General features: G+C 69.1%; 16 protein-coding genes. 6 read left to right on the forward strand and 10 right to left on the reverse strand.

Translation table 11 applies throughout. The features are described from left to right. Positions 1–168: 168 nt before the first annotated feature. Together AVHM3334_RS15330 and AVHM3334_RS15335 are read left to right on the forward strand one after the other, a co-directional pair. Positions 169–1,221: an ABC transporter substrate-binding protein gene (locus tag AVHM3334_RS15330; RefSeq protein WP_284413654.1), complete on the forward strand. Its 1,053-nt coding sequence runs from the start codon at positions 169–171 to the stop codon at positions 1,219–1,221. 209 nt (positions 1,222–1,430) lie between these two features. Beyond that, a complete protein-coding gene (locus AVHM3334_RS15335; RefSeq protein ID WP_092739486.1) occupies positions 1,431–1,583 on the forward strand; it encodes a DUF3096 domain-containing protein in 153 nt (50 codons plus the stop codon). Positions 1,584–1,709: 126 nt separating this feature from the next. Here the strand turns inward: AVHM3334_RS15335 and AVHM3334_RS15340 are convergent, their stop codons facing one another. After that, complete coding sequence (locus AVHM3334_RS15340; protein WP_284413656.1) at positions 1,710–3,239, reverse strand: transglycosylase SLT domain-containing protein; 1,530 nt, start codon at positions 3,237–3,239, stop codon at positions 1,710–1,712. Continuing rightward, a complete protein-coding gene (gloB, locus tag AVHM3334_RS15345) occupies positions 3,236–4,012 on the reverse strand; it encodes a hydroxyacylglutathione hydrolase (protein ID WP_284413657.1) in 777 nt (258 codons plus the stop codon). The genes AVHM3334_RS15340 and gloB overlap by 4 nt, the downstream gene beginning before the upstream one ends. Between gloB and AVHM3334_RS15350 the strand changes: the two genes are divergently transcribed. Both AVHM3334_RS15350 and rnhA read left to right on the forward strand, forming a co-directional pair. After that, positions 4,011–4,865, forward strand: coding sequence for a class I SAM-dependent methyltransferase (locus AVHM3334_RS15350; RefSeq protein WP_284413659.1), 855 nt, complete (start codon positions 4,011–4,013; stop codon positions 4,863–4,865). The two genes, gloB and AVHM3334_RS15350, sit on opposite strands and share 2 nt — an antisense overlap. Positions 4,866–4,870: 5 nt before the next feature. Then, the gene (gene rnhA / locus AVHM3334_RS15355) at positions 4,871–5,320 is read left to right on the forward strand and encodes a ribonuclease HI (protein ID WP_092739457.1); all 450 of its coding nucleotides are present in this window, start codon (positions 4,871–4,873) and stop codon (positions 5,318–5,320) included. A gap of 61 nt (positions 5,321–5,381) precedes the next feature. Here the strand turns inward: rnhA and AVHM3334_RS15360 are convergent, their stop codons facing one another. The 8 genes from AVHM3334_RS15360 to AVHM3334_RS15395 all read right to left on the reverse strand — a co-directional run bounded on the left by AVHM3334_RS15360 (position 5,382) and on the right by AVHM3334_RS15395 (position 15,047). Then, positions 5,382–5,711 carry a thioredoxin family protein gene (locus AVHM3334_RS15360; protein ID WP_284413661.1) on the reverse strand — a complete coding sequence of 110 codons (330 nt, stop codon included), beginning with the start codon at positions 5,709–5,711 and terminating at the stop codon, positions 5,382–5,384. A 192-nt stretch (positions 5,712–5,903) separates the two neighbouring features. Continuing rightward, on the reverse strand, positions 5,904–7,292 hold the full coding sequence (gene moeA, locus AVHM3334_RS15365) for a molybdopterin molybdotransferase MoeA (protein WP_284413663.1): 1,389 nt from the start codon (positions 7,290–7,292) through the stop codon (positions 5,904–5,906). Then, entirely contained in the window at positions 7,289–7,858 is a 570-nt protein-coding gene (locus AVHM3334_RS15370; protein WP_284413665.1) for a GNAT family N-acetyltransferase, read from the reverse strand. The genes moeA and AVHM3334_RS15370 overlap by 4 nt, the downstream gene beginning before the upstream one ends. Next, a complete protein-coding gene (mobA, locus tag AVHM3334_RS15375; protein ID WP_284413667.1) occupies positions 7,855–8,553 on the reverse strand; it encodes a molybdenum cofactor guanylyltransferase MobA in 699 nt (232 codons plus the stop codon). The genes AVHM3334_RS15370 and mobA overlap by 4 nt, the downstream gene beginning before the upstream one ends. A gap of 3 nt (positions 8,554–8,556) precedes the next feature. Further along, entirely contained in the window at positions 8,557–9,696 is a 1,140-nt protein-coding gene (gene moaA, locus AVHM3334_RS15380; RefSeq protein ID WP_284413669.1) for a GTP 3',8-cyclase MoaA, read from the reverse strand. 66 nt (positions 9,697–9,762) lie between these two features. After that, positions 9,763–10,533: an SDR family oxidoreductase gene (locus AVHM3334_RS15385; RefSeq protein ID WP_284413671.1), complete on the reverse strand. Its 771-nt coding sequence runs from the start codon at positions 10,531–10,533 to the stop codon at positions 9,763–9,765. Between the two features lie 46 nt (positions 10,534–10,579). Further along, complete coding sequence (locus AVHM3334_RS15390; protein ID WP_284413673.1) at positions 10,580–11,941, reverse strand: tryptophan 7-halogenase; 1,362 nt, start codon at positions 11,939–11,941, stop codon at positions 10,580–10,582. A gap of 10 nt (positions 11,942–11,951) precedes the next feature. Further along, positions 11,952–15,047 (reverse strand): LodA/GoxA family CTQ-dependent oxidase, encoded by a 3,096-nt coding sequence (locus tag AVHM3334_RS15395; RefSeq protein ID WP_284413674.1) that lies wholly within the window; start codon positions 15,045–15,047, stop codon positions 11,952–11,954. A 361-nt stretch (positions 15,048–15,408) separates the two neighbouring features. Here AVHM3334_RS15395 and AVHM3334_RS15400 point away from each other — a divergent pair, with 361 nt between their 5' ends. Continuing rightward, a complete protein-coding gene (locus AVHM3334_RS15400; protein ID WP_284413675.1) occupies positions 15,409–16,041 on the forward strand; it encodes a superoxide dismutase in 633 nt (210 codons plus the stop codon). Positions 16,042–16,121: 80 nt separating this feature from the next. Further along, positions 16,122–17,027, forward strand: coding sequence for a ZIP family metal transporter (locus AVHM3334_RS15405; RefSeq protein WP_284413676.1), 906 nt, complete (start codon positions 16,122–16,124; stop codon positions 17,025–17,027). Positions 17,028–17,089 lie beyond the last annotated feature (62 nt).

Genomic DNA, 17,089 nt, shown 5'->3' on the forward strand with positions numbered 1-17,089 from the left:
TCCCAGCACAGCCGCTCGCTTCATTGAACGGCGCCGGTCCACCGGCCAACCGAGCACTTCAGGCGGTGCCGGGATTGCCCACAGGCGCTCTCAGGGATTGCCCTCACAGCGCTGGGGCGTGCTGATGGCACGATTGCTGCACTGCAGCATTTTTGAATTTTCCGCTCCATGTCTTTTCCCCGCATCAGCCGCCGCCGTCTCGGCACGCTGTCCGCCTTGTCCATGGCAGGCTGGGCCGGCGCACGCGCCGTAGCGGCGCCGTCTCCATTCACCGCAGGCACGGGGCCGCTGCGGGTCGCGGTGGGCGGTTCGGGCCTGCTGTACCACCTGCCGCTGACCATCGCGCAGGAGCTGGGCTTCTTTCGGGCCGAGGGGCTGGATGTGGTGGTGCAGGACTATCCCGGCGGGGCCCTGGCCCTGCAGGCATTGCAGGCGGGGGAGGCCGAGGTGTGCTCGGGCGCCTATGACCACGCGTTGCGCCAGCAACTGCTGGGCCGCAGCTACAGCACCATCGTGCTGCAAGGGCGCGCTCCGCAACTGGCTCTGGCGGCGTCTGCCCGGGCATGGCCCGTCAAGAGCGTGAACCGTTTCAAGGGCTTGTGCGTGGGGGTCTCGGCGATGGGGTCTTCGACGCATGTGGTGGCGCAGCTGATGCTGTCGCGCGACGGTGCGCCGCTGGACGAGGTGTCGTTCGTGGACGTGGGCTCCGGCATGGGCGCGGTGACGGCCCTGCGCCAGGGGCGGGTGCACGCGCTGTGCCATGCCGACCCGATCGTCAGCGCCCTGGAGCAGCGCTCCGAGGTGCGTGTGCTGTACGACACGCGTTCGCTGAAGGCCTCGCAGGAATTGTTTGGCGGCACGATGCCTGCGGCGAGCCTGTATGCGCCGCAGTCGTTCGTGCAAAAGCAGCCGGCGCGCGTGCAGGCGCTGGCCAATGCCATGGTGCATGCGCTCAAATGGCTGCAGACGGCCAGCCCGGCCGACCTGATGCGCGTGGTGCCGCCCCACTACCTGCTGGGCGATCGTGGAGCCTACCTGGCCGCCTTTCACAAGGTACGCGATACGTTCTCGCCGGATGGCCTCATGCCCGATGACGGCCCGGCCACCGCGGCGCGTGCCGTGGCCCGGCTGCGGCCCGAAATGGCCCCGCTCAAGATCGACCTGGGGCGCACCTTCACGAATGAGTTCGCGCGCCGGGCCAAGCACAAATTCAATGCATGAGGGCGGGCCTGCGCATGGCTGCGCACCGCTTGCTTGAGCATTCCTTCGCGATGGGCCACTTTGGCTGAACTGTCCGACACGCCACGGCAAGACGGTGGCGCTAGAGTCGGGGGCGCGTCGTCGGCAGGCATCTGTCGCAGCGCGGGATCGACCCCTTTGTCACCCTGTCACTCTTCGTCATTCCACCGTTCCAACAAGGAAAAAACTCCATGTCGCTCAACCTCAGTATCGGCCCCCTCGTCGCCTTGCTCGCAGGCATCCTGATCCTGGTCATGCCGCGCCTGCTGAACTACATCGTGGCGCTGTACCTCATCGTGATCGGCGTGCTGGGACTGGTGGGCATGCACAACCTGCGCCTCTGATGCCTTCCGTGCGCGGCCGGCGCCGAGCGTTCTGAAACGACGCAGCCCAGCCGCTCAGCCGCCCAGGCGCCGCGCTCCCTGCAGCGTCCAGGCAACGGGTATCGATTCAGCCGGGCGTTCGAACGATCAGCGCTTCTTGCGCGAAGGTGTTCCGCCCTTGCGGACCGGGGCCGAAGGCGCTTTCGCGTTTCGGGTCGAGGTCTGCTTGATGGCAGGCCGCGCCGACGACCTGGCGGCCAGCTTCACCGGCAGGTACATGACTACCTGCTGGCCGGCCTTGAAGACAGCGACGGTCTTCACGTCGTTCCAGTCGGCCACGTTGGCCGCAGTCACCTTGTAGCGGTTCGCGATGCTGGCCACCGAATCGCGCTTGCCGGCGCGCACGGTGGTGCGCCGCGTCACGATTTCGGGCGTGAACGCCACCTGCCCGTTGTCGGCCACCTGGCTCGACACGTCCTGGCGCGTGGTGGTGGCGCGGGGCACCATGAGGGCCGATCCGGCCTTGATCATCATGCGCGGCGGAATGTGGTTCACGCTGCGCAGGTCGGTCTCGCTCATGCCGACGCGCTGGGCGGCCGCAGCCACCGTCATGGTGCTGGGCACGCTCCACACGGTCCAGCTGGCGTATTGGCCCTCGCTGTGGGCTTCCAGGTTTTTCAGGAACACCTTGGCGTTGTCCCACGGCAGCAGGATCTGCGGCATGCCGGCAGCCAGGATGACGGGGCGGTGCAGGGAAGGGTTGAGCGCGCGGAAATCCTCTTCGCGCACGCCGGCCAGGCTGGCGACCAGCGAGACATCGATGTCGCGGGTGATGTCCACCGTCTGGAAGTAGGGGTGGTTCTCGATCAGCGGCAGCTCGGTCTTGAACGCCTGCGGGTTCGCGACGATGTTCTTCACCGCCTGCAGCTTGGGCACGTACATGCGGGTTTCGGCCGGCATGTTGAGTTCGGTGTAGCTCGTGCCCAGGCCCAGCTTCTGATTGCGGGCGATGGCACGGCCCACGCTGCCTTCGCCCCAGTTGTAGGCGGCCAGCGCCAGGTGCCAGTCGCCGAACATGCCGTACAGGCGCTGCAGATAGTCCAGCGCGGCGCGCGTGGAGGCCAGCACGTCGCGCCGGTCGTCGCGGAAGGCGTTCTGCTTGAGCTGGTAGTCGTTGCCCGTGGCCGGCATGAACTGCCACATGCCGGCCGCCTTCGCGCTGGAGATGGCCTGCGGGTTGAACGCGCTTTCGATGTAGGGCAGCAGGGCCAGCTCGGTGGGCATGCCACGCAGTTCGAGTTCTTCGACGATGTGAAACAGGTATTTGCTGGAGCGCTCCGTCATGCGCTGCATGTAGTCGGGGCGCGAGGCATACCACTGCTCGCGGTCCCGCACGAGGTCCTGGTCCAGGTCGGGCATGGCGAAGCCGCGGCGGATGCGGTCCCACAGGTCGGACGGGGCATAGAGCGATGCGACCTCGCCGTTGCTGGCCTGCGCGGCCGAGATGGGTTGCAAGGGACCGGTGGGAATCCTGGGGGTGTGCGGTGCCGATGAAGTGTCGGTGCTGGAGGTGCCAGGGGTGTCCTTGTCCGCTGCGGTGCCGGACGGGGTGCCTTGGGTGGCGCAGCCGGTGAGCCAGACCACGCTGGCAAGGCCCAGGATGTGCAAAATTTTCATTGAAACTCGTTTTTCCATTGGCGCAGCGCGGCCAGAACGGCCACTGCATCTTGGGGATCGACCCGCGCATCGAAGCCTCGGGCGGCCTGGGCCACCGTCGCTTGCCGTGTGCGCAGGAAAGGGTTGATGTCGCGTTCGGTCGCCAGCCGCGAGGGCAGCGTCGGCTGGCCGCGCCCGCGCAGCGCTTCGCACTCACGGGTGTACTGGCGCAGGGCCTCGTTGCCGGGCTCCACGGCGCGGGCGAACTTCAGGTTGGACAGCGTGTACTCGTGCGCGCAGCACACGCGGGTATCGCCCGGCAGCGCGGCCAGGGTGTCGAGCGACGCCTGCATCTGCGCGGGCGTGCCTTCGAACAACCGGCCGCAGCCGCCGGAGAAAAGGGTGTCGCCACAGAACACCGCCGGGGTGCCGCCCACGTCTGGGCAGTAGTAGGCGATGTGGCCCGCCGTATGGCCGGGCACGTCGAACACCTCGAACCGCAGGCCCAGCGCCTCGGCTGTGTCGCCCTGGCCCAGGCGCGTGATCGGCTCGGGCACGGTCTCGTGCGCGGGGCCGAAAACACGGGCGCCGGTGGCCTCCCGCAGGGCGGGTACCCCGCCGGTGTGATCGGCGTGGTGGTGCGTGACTAGAATCGCCTGCAATGGCAGGTCCAGGGTTTGCAATGCCTGCAAGACCGGGCCCGCTTCCCCCGGATCGACCACGACCGCAGCGTGCGCGTCGTGCAGCATCCAGATGTAGTTGTCGGTAAAGGCGGGCAGTGGCAGCAAGTTCATGAGCGATGAAATTATAGGTTTGCACCACTGGTTCGACTCAGCCCCGGGCCGGTACGTTCTGGCGTGGGAGCAGGAACGCTACGACGAGCTGGTGGCCGACGTGTTCGGCTACCACGCCTTGCAGCTCGGAATGCCCGGTTTGCAGGGCCTGCGCACCAACCGCATGCCGCACCGGTGGCTGTCCCTCGGCGCCGAAGAAACCCTGCTCTGGACCGACGAAGCCGCCGGCTGGCACGCCGCCGGGGCCCTGGGCGGCGGCGATCTGCTCGCGCCGGCCTTGCTGACCGACCCGGTGGCCCTGCCTTTTTCGGAAAACAGCCTCGATCTGGTGCTGCTGCCGCACGCGCTGGAGCTCAGCATCGACCCCCACGCCGCACTGCGGGAGGTGCAGCGCGTGCTGGTGCCCGAGGGGCGCGTGGTGATCAGCGGGCTCAACCCGGTCAGCCTGTGGGGCCTGCGCCAGCGGCGGGCGCGGCTGTACCAGCGCCTGGGCGCGGGCGGGCAGCTTTATTTGCCGGACGTGGGCGAGTTCATCGGCCACTGGCGTTTGCGCGACTGGCTGCGGCTGCTCAATTTCGAGGTCGAGTCGGTCAGCTTCGGCTGCTACCGGCCAGCGGTGCGCAGCGCGCCCTGGCTGGAGCGTTTCGACTGGATGGATGGGCTGGGTGCGCGCTGGTGGCCGATACTCGGGGCCGCCTATGTGGTGGTGGCCGTCAAGCGCGTGCATGGCGTGCGCTTGCTCGGAGCGCCCTGGCGCCGCACGCCCCAGGGCGCCGCGGCGCCCGTAACGGTGGCCAATCGCGGCAGGGTCCGCGGTGGCGGGCCGGCTTTTCGTGTGGATGGACGGGAGTAACTTTTTTGAATCAGGTTGTGATCTATACCGACGGGGCTTGCAAAGGCAACCCCGGCCCGGGCGGGTGGGGCGTGGTGCTGCGGTCCGGCGCGCTGGAAAAGGAACTGTTCGGGGGAGAACTCGGCACGACGAACAACCGCATGGAATTGCTCGCGGTGATCGAAGCGCTGGGCGCGCTCAAGCGGCCGTGCGATGTGACGCTGTTTCTCGACAGCCAGTACGTGCGCAAGGGCATCACCGAATGGATACAGGGCTGGAAGAAAAAAGGCTGGCGCACTGCGGCGGGCCAGCCCGTCAAGAACGTCGAACTCTGGAAGCGGCTGGACGATCTGGTGGCGCAAGGCGGCCACAAGATCGACTGGCGCTGGGTGAAGGGCCATGCGGGCGACCCCGGCAACGAGCGCGCCGACGCCTTGGCCAACAAGGGCGTGGACAAGGCACTCGGCCGCGGCTGACGATCAGGCCCGGGGTTTGGAGAGGGCTGGAGGGTTGAGGCCTGGCGGCTTGGGCGTCGGATCACGCGGGCGAGATCGCCTGCAGGGCGGTCTGCAGCGGCTCCGGCCCCTGCGGGCGCACGACGCGCTCCACTTCCTTGCCGTCGCGCAGAAAAACGAGCGTGGGCCATAGCTTCACGCCGAAGCTGCGGCCCAGGCGCTGACCGGACCCGTCTTCGACCTTGACGTGGGCCACGTCGTCACGCCCCTGCAGCGCGGCCTGGATGAGTGGCTGCGCGCCCTGGCAGTGGCCGCACCAGGGCGTTCCGAACTCCACGACGGTAGCGCCCTGCATCTGGTCCACGTCTTCCCGGGTGGGCGGCTGTTCGAGGTGGCGGGCGGTATAGGTCATGGCGATTGGTTTCATTGTTTTGGCTGACTGGCTGACTAACTAACTGGCTGGCTGTCCGGCCCGGCAGGAACGGCAGGAACGGCGAGGTTTTGGTGGGATTGATTTTTCAGCATAGGCCTCGCCGCCGGGCCGCTGCTTTCGGCGCAGGCGCCGCACGGCTGTGGGACCCGGCCGGCAGGCATCCACGGCGATTCACAGCGCACCGTCGAACATCATGACGTCCACGGCATCTCCTGCGGCCACCGGGCCGCGGCTGTGCGGCAGCACGATGAGTCCATTGGCCTGCACCATCGAGCTGAGCACGCCGGAGCCCTGGTGGCCCGTGGTGCGCACCTGCAAGGCGCCGTCCGGCGCCGTCGAGACGATGCCGCGCTGGTATTCGGTGCGGCCGGGCTTCTTGTTCAGGGCCTCGGTGGCGGTGGCGCGCAGCATCGGCGGAGCAGGGCGGGTGCAGCCCATCGCCCTCAGCAGGGCCGGACGCACGAAGGCGAGGAAGGCCACCATCGCCGCGACGGGATTGCCGGGTAGCCCGAACCACAGGCGATCGGCTGAAAACCGTTTGCTATTGTTTTGATAGCTGTATCCCATAGAAGATATTGCGCTGGAGGCCGATTCGACCATGGGACTTTCCGCTCCGTCCGAATCATCGCCGCGAAGGCGTCCGACCGCCATCGGCCGGCCGGGCCGCATCGCGACGTGCCAGAACGCCACGTCGCCCAGCCGCTGCACGGTCGAGCGCAAATGGTCGGCATCGCCCTCGCTCACGCCGCCGCTGGTGATGACGGCGTCGGCCTGCCGGGCGGCACGGCGCAGGGCGGCTTCCAGTTGGGCCGGGGTGTCGGGCACCACGCCCAGGTCGATCGGCTCCGCGCCCAGGCGCGCGAGCAGGCCCAGCAGCGCGTAGCGGTTGCTGTCGTACACGGCGCCCGCACGCGGGGCGTCGCCCGGGCTCAGCAACTCGTCGCCGGTGGAAAAGCACGCCACGCGCAGTCGGCGAAACACGGTCACGCTGGGCAGCCCCAGGCTGGCGACCAGGCCCAGCGCGGCGGGCGTGAGCCGCTCGCCGCGGGCCAGCGCCACGCGGCCCTGCATCAGGTCTTCGCCCGCCCGGCGACGGTGGTCGCCCGCGCGCAACAGGCCGGCGCCGATGCGCACGGTGCCGCCGTCCACGCGGGCGAGTTCCTGCGGCACCACCGTGTCGAGCCCGGGCGGCATCACCGCGCCGGTCATGATGCGCACGCATTCGCCGGGGCCTGCGCGGACCGGCGCCGTCTGGCCTGCCAGCGCGGTGCCGACCACGCGCAGGGCGAGCTGTGATTCGCCAGGGGGGAGTCGAGAGAGTTGCGCGCCGTCGAACGCGTAGCCGTCCATGGCGGAGTTGTCATGCGGGGGCACGCTGACGGGCGATACCAGGTCGGTGGCGAGCACCCGGTCCAGTGCAGCGAACAGGCCGACCGATTCGGTACCGGTCACCGGCTCCACCAGTTGCTCCAGAAAGGCGGTGACGGCCTCTGCGGGCAATGCCCTGGGCTGGTAGCCGTGCACGCCGGCAGCGATCTCAGAGAGGGTTGGCGTTGTCATGCGGCGCGAAAGAGGGGAGAAGCGGGCAGCCACCGCACCATGTGCAGCTTGTCGTGGCCGATGCCATCGATGACCACTGCGCGCTGCAGCCGGCCCCAGGCATGAAAGCCGGCACGCTCGTACAGGCGCACGACATGCGCATTGGCTGCGGTGACGGTGAGCACCAGTTGCTCCAGGCCCGCGACGCGCTCGGCATGCTCCACGCAGGTTTGCACCAGCTGGCGACCGATGCCGCCGCGCTGCGCGTTCGGCGCCACCATCATCCCGACCACGGTGGCGCAGTGGCGCTGCTGAAGGCGCTCCTCCCGCTCGCAGCCGATGCTGCCCAGCAGTTGGCCGCCCGCATCGAAGGCGCCGAGAAAGAATTGCCCGGTGGCGGGGTCGCCGAACCGCGCTCCATACGACTCGGCCGGGCGCTGCAGCGCCGTGGCGTAGTCGGAGGTGAAAGCCTCGGGGGCGCAGCGCAGCGATTCGTCGCGCAGCGCTTTGTAGGCATGCAGGTGCGCTGTGCCCAGCACTTCGATGCGCAGGCGGGAGGCAGGGGGCGGGGGCGTCGGATGATTCATCGCGGGGGTGGCGTGAGCACGCGTTCGAGCGCGTGCAGTTCGGCCAGGGTGTTGGCATTGCAAAAGCCGAGCGGGTCGTCGCCCGGCCGGTCGAACGGGGCCACTGCGCACCGGTGCTGGGCTGTCCAGGCGCCGATCTTGCGGCTGCCGCCGTCCAGGAACTGCTCCAGCGATGCCCTCAACGCAGCGCGCATCAGGCAGAACACGGGCTGGGTGCGCAGGGCTGGTTCGCCCGGTGTGGCGCTTCGGGGTGGATGGCTCGGTGCGCTGGCGTGCGGTGCATCGGTGGCGGGTGCGGCAGCGATGGCCAGGTCTGCCTGGCCGGCCAGCGCTGCGGCCAGAAGGCGCTCGGCCACATCGTGCGGAAACAGCGGCGTGTCGCACGGCACGGTCAGCAGCCAGGGCGTGTCGCAGCGCGACAGGCCGGCCAGAAAGCCGGCCAGCGGGCCGGCATGGCCGGGCAGCGCGTCGGGCAGGACCGGCGCGCCGAAGGCGGCGTATTGGTCGAGGTGCCGGTTGGCGCTGATGAGCACGCCACCGACCTGCGGCCGCAGTCGCCGCAGCGCATGCAGTGCCAGCGGCACGCCCTGAAACGCCTGCAGGCCCTTGTCCTGCCCGCCCATGCGCGTGCCCTGGCCGCCTGCCAAGACCAGCCCGGTGATGCCCGCGGCGCCGTCTGCGGTGCGAACCCCCATCCGTCACCCGCCGATGTAGCTCATTTCCACCCGCCGGGCGCCTTGGCCGGCATCGGGCGGCAGGCTGCTGCGCAGTTCCGAGTAGCGGTCGCCGCGGCCGTTCCAGATGGCCGCCACGGCGGCGGCGATGTCGGCCTCGGTGCCCCCGCCGCGCAGCAGGCTGCGCAGGTCCCAGCCCTGGGTGGCGAAAAGGCACAGGTACAGGCGGCCTTCCATCGACAGGCGGGCGCGGTTGCAGTCGCCGCAAAACGCCTGCGTGACGCTGCCGATCACTCCCACCTCGCCCAGCGACGCGTCGTGCTGGCCGCTGGCGTCGGCGTAGCCCCAGCGGCGGGCGGTTTCACCCGGGGCAAGTTCCGGCAACGGGACCAGGGGAAGGTGGGCCTGCAAACGCTCGATCACGTCGGCGCAGGGCAGCACCTCGTCCATGCGCCAGCCGTTGGTGGCGCCCACGTCCATGTATTCGATGAAGCGCAGCGTCACGCCCGTGCCGCGAAAATGCCGCGCCATGGGGACGATTTCGTGGTCGTTGGTGCCGCGCTTGACCACCATGTTGACCTTGATGCGCGAAAACCCCGCCGCCAGCGCTGCATCGATGCCGGCCAGCACTTCGGCCACGGGAAAGTCCACATCGTTCATGTGCCGAAACACCGAGTCCTGCAGGCTGTCCAGGCTGACGGTGAGGCGGTTGAGCCCCGCGCTCTTGAGCGCCCGGGCCTTGCGGGCCAGCAGCGAACCGTTGGTGGTGAGCGTCAGGTCCGGCGCGGTGCCGTCGGCCAGGCGCAGTTCGGACAGCATGTCGACCAGGTTTTCGATGTGCTTGCGCAGCAGGGGCTCGCCGCCCGTCAGGCGGATCTTGCGCACGCCGTGCGCGACGAAGACATGGGCCAGCCGGGTGATCTCCTCGAAGCTGAGCAGTGCGCTGTGCGGCAGGTAGGGGTAGTCCTTGTCGAACACCTCCTTGGGCATGCAGTACGCGCAGCGGAAGTTGCAGCGGTCGGTGACGCTGATGCGCAGGTCCCGCAGCGGGCGCCCCAGCGTGTCGATGAGCCGCCCTGTCGGGGCCGCCACCGCGCCCTGCGGCACGGCGGGGCGCAGCGCCGCGATGCGCTGGTCCACCAGGGGGATGACACGTTCAGCCATGGGCGGATTTTGCCGCATGGTCCCAATAGGGGTCATTGCCGTCCCGGGCAGCGTGGCGGGCGGCGGTCAGACGCAGCGGGCGCCGTCCACTTCGATGCAGACGCCGCTCACGAAGGCGGCCTCGTCGCTGGCCAGGTAGAGCGCGGCGTTGGCGACGTCGAGCGCCGTGGAAAAGCGCCCCAGCGGAATGGAGGCCAGAAACTTCGCGCGGCGCGCGTCGTCCACGGGGCCGCCGGCGAATTCGGCGGCCAGGCCCGTGTCGGGGTTGAACACGGGGTTGATGCAGTTCACGCGGATGTTGTCGGGCCCCAGTTCGGCGGCCATCGACTTGCTGGTGATGATGACCGCGCCCTTCGACCCGTTGTACCAGGTGAGGCCGGGCCGCGGCCGCAGGCCTGCCGTGGAGGCGATGTTGATGAAGCTGCCGCCCGCCGCGCCTGGGTTGGCGCGCATCGCGGGCACGGCGTGAATGGCCGAGAGGTAAATGCTTTTGACGTTGATGGCATAGACCTTGTCGAACTCTTGCTCGCTCACCTCCAGCATGGGGCGGTTGCGGTGCGTCCAGCCGGCGTTGTTGACGACCACGTCGAGCCGCCCGTGCAGGCGCACGGCTTCGGCCACCAGGGCCTTGACCTCGTCCGACCGGGTGACGTCGGCCGCGAAGAAGTCCGCCGTGCCGCCAGCGGCGCGGATCTCGGCCACCACGCGCTGGCCGCCCATGGCCTGGATGTCGTTGACGATGACCCGGCCGCCCTCGGCCGCGAGCCGTTTGGCGATGCCTTCGCCGATGCCGTTGCCAGCGCCGGTGACGATGATGGATTTGCCGTGCATGCGCATGAAGCCTCCGTTGGCGCTATGTTTTCGATAGCTGCCTGCGCAATACCTACCAAGGCATATGCGGGTTTTTATCCGAACCTGCCTCGCGGCGGGCTGCCGTGCGCTGCGCGGGCGGCCAGGGCAGTGTAGCGACGGGCTTGCCTGCCTGGGGCCCCGGCGCTGCCTCTTGCGCGACAGCAGGGCCGGCCTGGCGCCGTGCCCAGAAGGCGGAGTCCGGCCAGCGGGTCTCCATGGCGTAGAAGCCCTGCAGCTGCTTGCGGTAGACGCGGTGGATGTCGCGCAGGTGGTCCGCATAGCGTTCGGTCGCCTGCAGGTCGCCGGACTCGCAGGCCAGCAAGGCCTGAGCGGCGCGCAGCCCCGTATAGAGCGCGTTGCCGATGCCTTTGGACGAGAGCGGATCGAAGGCGAGGGCCGCATCGCCCACCGCGAGCCAGTTCGCGCCCGCTGCACGGTCGAGTTCGGCGCTGCAGGCATCGGCGCCCTGGGTGGCGCCATGCGGGCGGTAGCCGTGTTCGGCGCAGAGGGCGCCCAGGTGCGTGGTGCGCTGCAGGTGCTGCCACAGGCCGCAGTCCTCCAGCAGGGCGCGGCGGTCCATCAGGTCGGCGTCGCCCAGAAAGGCCACCACGCGCTCGCCGCTGGGCAGCAGCACGCTGTACCACCAGCCGTCCTCCACGGCCTCGACCCAGGTGCGCCCGTCCAGATCGGTGCGCGTGTCGCTGCGCAGGCGCTGGTAGAAAGCCAGCAGCCGGTCGTAGTGGCGGCGGCTGGCACCCAGCCGGCAGGCCTGCGCGGCCACGCGGCCGGTGGCGTCGATCAGCCAGCGCGCGGTCACGGGGGACAGCGGCTCGCCGGGGCGGCGCAACTGCAGGCGGTGCGGCGCACCGGGCGGCGGGAGCGCATCGGGCCCAGGCCCGGCAACCGGGCCGGTTCCGAGGGCTGGTTCCGCTCCCGTCTCTGTCCTTGCCCCCGCCTTGGAGGCGGCTTCATCGGCATCGCCGATCTGCACATGGGTGGCCAGGGCGACCTCGCAGCCGGCTTCGGCCGCTGCCGCGCGCAGCGTGCCGTCGAAGCGCACGCGGTCCAGCTGCAATCCTTCGCCGTGCAGTTGCCGCAGCGTGTCGTTGGCATGCCCGGCCAGTCCGCCCCAATAGGCCAGGGTGCCGTAGCTGGGGCGGTGGCCGTCCGCCATAACGCGGTCCAGCACGCCCAGGTCGTCCAGCAGGCTGCGCACCAGCGGCGGCAGCCCTTCGCCGATGCGAAAGGCCCGCTCGCCGCCGCCGTCTGCCAGCAGCACGCGCAGGCCGGCGCGGGCCAGGGGAATGGCGCAGGCGGCGCCGGCCGGGCCGCCGCCGGCGATGGCCACGTCGAACGCCTGTTCGGCCTGCGGCGCCGGTTTGAACGTTTCCACCCGCACGCGCTCAGCCGCCCGCAGGGCGCCGGCGCACCGGCAGCGGGGCGGCCTGGGCTTCCGCGTGCGAACCGAAGTTGGCACCGTGGGGCAGGGGGCGCGCCTTGAGCGCCTTGGGGTTGGGCTGCATCGCCGCATCGCCCAGCGCCTTGAAACCGGCCATGGGCGCGCGGGGTGCGGCCAGGGCGGCTTCGCTCAGGCTGGCGGCATCGGCCGGAGCGACGTCGGGGCCGTACGACGCGACCATCATCTGCGCCGCGAATGCCGGGTCGTCCGCCACCCCCGGTCGCACTTCCAGCAGGCCCATCGATCCGAAGATGCGGACCATTTCCTCCATCTGCCCGGCCGTGGTGCCGTGCAGCGGCTTGTTCCAGCTGGTGCGGTTGGAGAAGGCCTCGATGCGCCGGGCCATGGGCTGCTGCGGGTCCACCACGATGGCATAGTCCTCGGCCGTCAGCACGTGGTTGGGCACACGGGCTGGCCAGAAGGTCGGGGCGAACGGGTCGTAGGCGGTGTCGTAGCCCGCGCGGCAATAGGCCGTGTCGGCCTGCCAGGGCAGCCCCATCCAGCGGTTGATGTCGCCCGGCCCCTGGGCATAGAGCGGGCCTTGGGCCGACAGGGCGGTGGCCTGGTCGAGCGTGGGGCCGTAGCTGGGCGCGGCAACGCCCTCTGGGCGCTGGCGGATGCGAAAGGGGCTGCTGTAGAGCGTCAGGTGGCGCATGGGCCACGTCATTTCGCAGCCGGGGTGGAAGGCGTCGGCCAGGCAGAACTCCAACGCGGCCCGATCGAGCGTGGCGGGCTGCTGTGCCAGCGGCACATCGTCGATGCTGGCCGGCAAGGGGCGGGCCGCGTCCCAATCGGAGACGAAGTCGCCCTGCACCCAGCGCGCCAGCACGTCGCTCTGGGTCTGGCTGATGCTGGCGTTCTGGCGGGGGCTCTGGCCGGCCGGCACGGTCATGGCGTCGCCGTACAGCCAGGGCCAGGGCAACTGGTTGCCGTCCGTGGGCTCGGGCGGACGAAAGCTGTTGAACACCTGCCGGCGCAGCTCGGCGTTGGGGTCGTAGGCGCCCGCGGGCGGCAGGGCGGACAGCCGCTCGATCAGCGCGGGGTTCTCGAAGTCGTACTGCCCCTGGTGGCCGAACAGCGTGGCGAAGCCCTGGTTCACCCATTGCAGGCCCGACAGGCGCTGCAGGATCGGGTACACGTCGTCGGCGAACGAAATGCTGGCCGGCGTGGGCAGCCAGCCGGCCTGCACGTACAGGTTCTGCAGCAGGTCGTACATCGTGCGCTGGGTCTTGACCTGCGGGGCGTAGTTGGGCGGTGCGGTCACCACCCAGGCGGATTCGACCGCAATGGACTGGCCCTCGATGCGCACCGTGGCCGAGACCGGGCCGTCGCAGGTGTCGTCGTACCAGCCGTCGGCATTGATGAACGAATCGCCATCGGCGGGGTTGAAGATCGGGCTTTTCGTGGGCGAAGCCGAGACGCCGGGACCCGGCAGAAAAACCAGCCGGCCGCTGGCGTCGGTCTGCAGCTCGCCGATCTGGACCGGCACGCCGGTGAATTGCCCGGTGCATGGCACCGGCGCCGCATCGCGGCCTGCGATGCGCTGCATGCCGGCGTCGATCACCAGCGCGCTGCGCACCGTCGCCTTGGCATTGCGCAGCGGCAACTGGGTCGTTGCCGCTTCCGGAATGTCGAGCGCGATCTGCCACTGGTACCAGGCCGCCTTGCTGTTGGCGACGTGCACCGACCATTCGATGTCGGCCCAGTCCGAAGTCAGCTCGCGCACCACGTCGCCCGCGGCGTTGTAGCCGTAGATGCGGAACTGCGCCGCCTCGCGCTTGAGCGCTCCGGCCGCGTCGCGGTAAAACCCCTGGGGCTGCGGCGGCGGGCTCACCACCTGCGGGCCCAGGTAGAACTCTTTGGCGCTGTTGCCCACCCGCGCGATGCCGATGGCCGGGTGGATGGCGGCGCGCACGATGCGCGTGTCCTTCGCGGCGGGGTAGTCCACGCCGGGGGCGTATTGCGCGGGCCGCGGCACCACGGGCTCGCCCAGCGGCACGCCGTTCACGTTGCGCCGGTTTTCGGACGAGGCCCGGTACACGGCCTTGCGTGCCTCGGCGATGCTGCCCATGGGCATGTGCTCGGGCAGGGCATGCCAGGGGTTGTAGGCGAGGTTTTCGCCGTACGGGGACTGGCCCCGCGCATCCAGATCCTGCTGGGGCAGCTCGAGAATGCCGACTTCGATGGGCACGCTGGCCTGCTCGCTCCAGCGCACGGTGGCGGCGTCGAGCGGCATGTCGTGGTCGTTGGTCTGGAACTGCACCAGGAAGCGAAAGCGCGCCGGGCCCTTGCGCAGGCGGGCGTGCAGGTCGGCGCGCAGGTAGAAGGGGTCGTCGAAGTCCGGTGGCCCATCAGCCGGCGGCGCCTGCAGCGGCTCGACCTTGTATTTGACGAAGCGGCCCTGGCCGAAGCAAGACGGCAGCACGCTCCAGTAGTCGGTGGCGAGCACGGAATCCACCGTCTTTTCCATGTCGTTCAGGATCTGCGCGGTGACGGGGTGCGCCTTCAGGTACGCATCGCCCCGGCCGTGCAGCGATTCGCAGGTGAACTCGCACATGTCCCGGGCCGTGTCGGTGAAGAACACGTCGTGGTTCTGCAGGATGAAGTCGTGCGTGGTGGCATCCTGGTCGGGCTCCAGCAGCTTGCGGCCCTGGACCCCGAAGAGCTTGATGGCGATGCCCGTCGTGCCCTTCAAGTCCGGTTTGCCTGGCTGCACGTCGGCGGAAAAGCGCACCCACACCGGGTACTCCGGCGCCTGCCCGAACACGCCCACCCTCAACTCGGGCGGCAAGCCGGGATCGACGATGAACTTGCCGTGCGTCGCGCCATGCAGGCGAAGGAACACCGGCCGCGTGGCCGGGTCGCGCCCGGCAGCCATGCCTTTGCCCTGGAAGTAATCGACGAACAGCTGCTTGAGCCCGGCCACGGGATCGGTGTCGCAGCAACAGGGGCTGGCCGGCAGGGTGGGGGGCAAGGTGATGGGGGTGCCGTTGCTGGCGCTGGTGGCCGACGGCGTGGCTGGAACAGACGTGCTTTTCATCGCAACCCTCCTTTTGTTTTATGAATCTTCCTGGGACGATGAACGCTCCCGTCCCAACCGAGGCGCTGGCGCCGTTCAGGTTTGGGAACCAAGCATTCTGCGGGGGAAGCCTGCCGGTTTTATTCAGGGTTTCCACGGGGTGGAAAAACCGTGAAAAAGCGAAGAGTCGGTTTTGGCGGACGTCGATGGGCCAGCGAGCGCCGCAGGCTGGCCAAAACCGTGCGGCAGATATGGTGAATGAAAATTATTATCATTTGAGAAATGGCCTTTCCCTGCCTGGCTTACCTATCTGGCTTTAGGTCGCGCAGGCAGCGTGCAGGTCGCCGGTCATCCGTTCCATCCCTTGTCGAAAGTGAAAACCATGCCCCATACGCTTCCCGCCTTGCCCTATGCCTACGACGCGCTCGAACCCCACATCGACGCGCAGACGATGGAAATCCACCACACCAAGCACCATCAGGCTTACGTCAACAACCTGAACGCCGCGCTGGGAGGCACGCCCCAGGCCGACCTATCCATCGATGCGCTGGTGGCCCAGGTGCAGACCCTGCCCGAGAAGCTGCAGGCGCCCGTGCGCAACAACGGCGGCGGGCACGCCAACCACAGCCTGTTCTGGACCGTGATGGCGCCGGCCGGGCAGGGCGGTGGCGGCCAGCCTTCCGGCGAACTGGCCCAGGCCATCGATGCAGACCTGGGCGGTTTCGATGCTTTCAAGGAGGCCTTCACCAAGGCCGCGCTCACCCGCTTCGGCAGCGGCTGGGCCTGGCTGTCCGTCACGCCCGCGGGCAAGCTCGTGGTGGAGAGCAGCGGCAACCAGGACAGCCCGCTGATGGCCGGCCTGCTGTCGGGCAACACACCCATCCTGGGCCTGGATGTGTGGGAACACGCCTACTACCTCAAGTACCAAAACCGCCGTCCCGAGTACATCGCTGCGTTCTATAACGTCGTGCGCTGGGACGAAGTGGCGCGCCGCTTCGCGAAAGCGCGCGGTTGACGCCCAGGCGCTGCCGCAGCGACGCTTCGCCCAGACCGTTTCCCTGATTCCATAAACGACACCTTCCTCCCACCGGGGCCATGCACGTGAACGCTGACGACACACTTTCCGGCCGAACCGGCTGGCGGATGCGCAAGTGGCTGGGCGTGGCCATCGCGGTGGCGGGGGTGCTGGTGCTGGGCCAGCAGTTCATGCAGTTTCTGGCCGGCAATCCGCGGGTGGAGCAGGCATGGCACGGCGGACTGGTGGCGGCGCTGGCGACTGCGCTGGGCACGCTGCCGGTGGTGTTTTCGCAGCGCCTGTCCGAGAAGGTGCAAGACACGCTGTTCGGCTTCGGGGCCGGGGTGATGCTGGCGGCCTGCTCGTTCTCGCTGATCATTCCCGGCATTGCGGCGGCCCGGTCGGCAGGCGTGGGGGCCTGGGGCGCGGGCGGCATCATCGGCACGTCCATCCTGCTGGGTGGCCTCGCGCTGCTGGTGATGGAGCGGCTGCTGCCGCACGAGCATTTCATCAAGGGCGTGGAGGGCAGCCCGTCGCCGCGCACGCTGCGGCGCACCTGGCTGTTCGTCTTCGCGATCGCCTTGCACAACCTGCCCGAAGGCCTGGCCATCGGCGTGGCCTATGGCGGGGCCGATGCGCTGCGTGCCGGCACGCTCACGGCCGGCATCGCCATCCAGGACGTGCCCGAGGGCCTGGTGGTGGCCGTGGCCCTGCTGGCCGCGGGCTACAAGCGCTGGCTGGCCGTGGGGCTGGGCATGGCGTCGGGCCTGGTGGAGCCGCTGGGCGCCGTGCTGGGCGCCACGGTGATCGGTATTTCTGCGAATCTGCTGCCCTGGGGGCTGGGGTTCGCGGCTGGCGCGATGCTGTTCGTCATCAGCCACGAGATCATTCCCGAGTCTCACCGCAAGGGCCACGAAGCCTGGGCCACGGGTGGCCTGATGATCGGCTTCGTGATCATGATGGTCCTGGACACGGCGCTGGGCTGATCCCGCAGCCTTTGCATCAAAAAAGCCTCCAGCGCAATATCCACTAGGGGGTATTGCTATTA

This window comes from Acidovorax sp. SUPP3334, from assembly GCF_030159055.1.
Lineage (GTDB): Bacteria > Pseudomonadota > Gammaproteobacteria > Burkholderiales > Burkholderiaceae_C > Paracidovorax.

Bases quoted from the DNA above. Each gene is read 5' to 3' on its own strand.
- AVHM3334_RS15330 (WP_284413654.1), top strand. From the start codon at position 169: ATGTCTTTTCCCCGCATCAGCCGCCGCCGTCTCGGCACGCTGTCCGCC.
- AVHM3334_RS15335 (WP_092739486.1), top strand. From the start codon at position 1,431: ATGTCGCTCAACCTCAGTATCGGCCCCCTCGTCGCCTTGCTCGCAGGC.
- AVHM3334_RS15340 (WP_284413656.1), bottom strand. From the start codon at position 3,239: ATGAAAATTTTGCACATCCTGGGCCTTGCCAGCGTGGTCTGGCTCACC.
- AVHM3334_RS15350 (WP_284413659.1), top strand. From the start codon at position 4,011: ATGAGCGATGAAATTATAGGTTTGCACCACTGGTTCGACTCAGCCCCG.
- gloB (WP_284413657.1), bottom strand. From the start codon at position 4,012: ATGAACTTGCTGCCACTGCCCGCCTTTACCGACAACTACATCTGGATG.
- AVHM3334_RS15360 (WP_284413661.1), bottom strand. From the start codon at position 5,711: ATGACCTATACCGCCCGCCACCTCGAACAGCCGCCCACCCGGGAAGAC.
- moeA (WP_284413663.1), bottom strand. From the start codon at position 7,292: ATGACAACGCCAACCCTCTCTGAGATCGCTGCCGGCGTGCACGGCTAC.
- AVHM3334_RS15370 (WP_284413665.1), bottom strand. From the start codon at position 7,858: ATGAATCATCCGACGCCCCCGCCCCCTGCCTCCCGCCTGCGCATCGAA.
- mobA (WP_284413667.1), bottom strand. From the start codon at position 8,553: ATGGGGGTTCGCACCGCAGACGGCGCCGCGGGCATCACCGGGCTGGTC.
- moaA (WP_284413669.1), bottom strand. From the start codon at position 9,696: ATGGCTGAACGTGTCATCCCCCTGGTGGACCAGCGCATCGCGGCGCTG.
- AVHM3334_RS15385 (WP_284413671.1), bottom strand. From the start codon at position 10,533: ATGCGCATGCACGGCAAATCCATCATCGTCACCGGCGCTGGCAACGGC.
- AVHM3334_RS15395 (WP_284413674.1), bottom strand. From the start codon at position 15,047: ATGAAAAGCACGTCTGTTCCAGCCACGCCGTCGGCCACCAGCGCCAGC.
- AVHM3334_RS15400 (WP_284413675.1), top strand. From the start codon at position 15,409: ATGCCCCATACGCTTCCCGCCTTGCCCTATGCCTACGACGCGCTCGAA.
- AVHM3334_RS15405 (WP_284413676.1), top strand. From the start codon at position 16,122: ATGCACGTGAACGCTGACGACACACTTTCCGGCCGAACCGGCTGGCGG.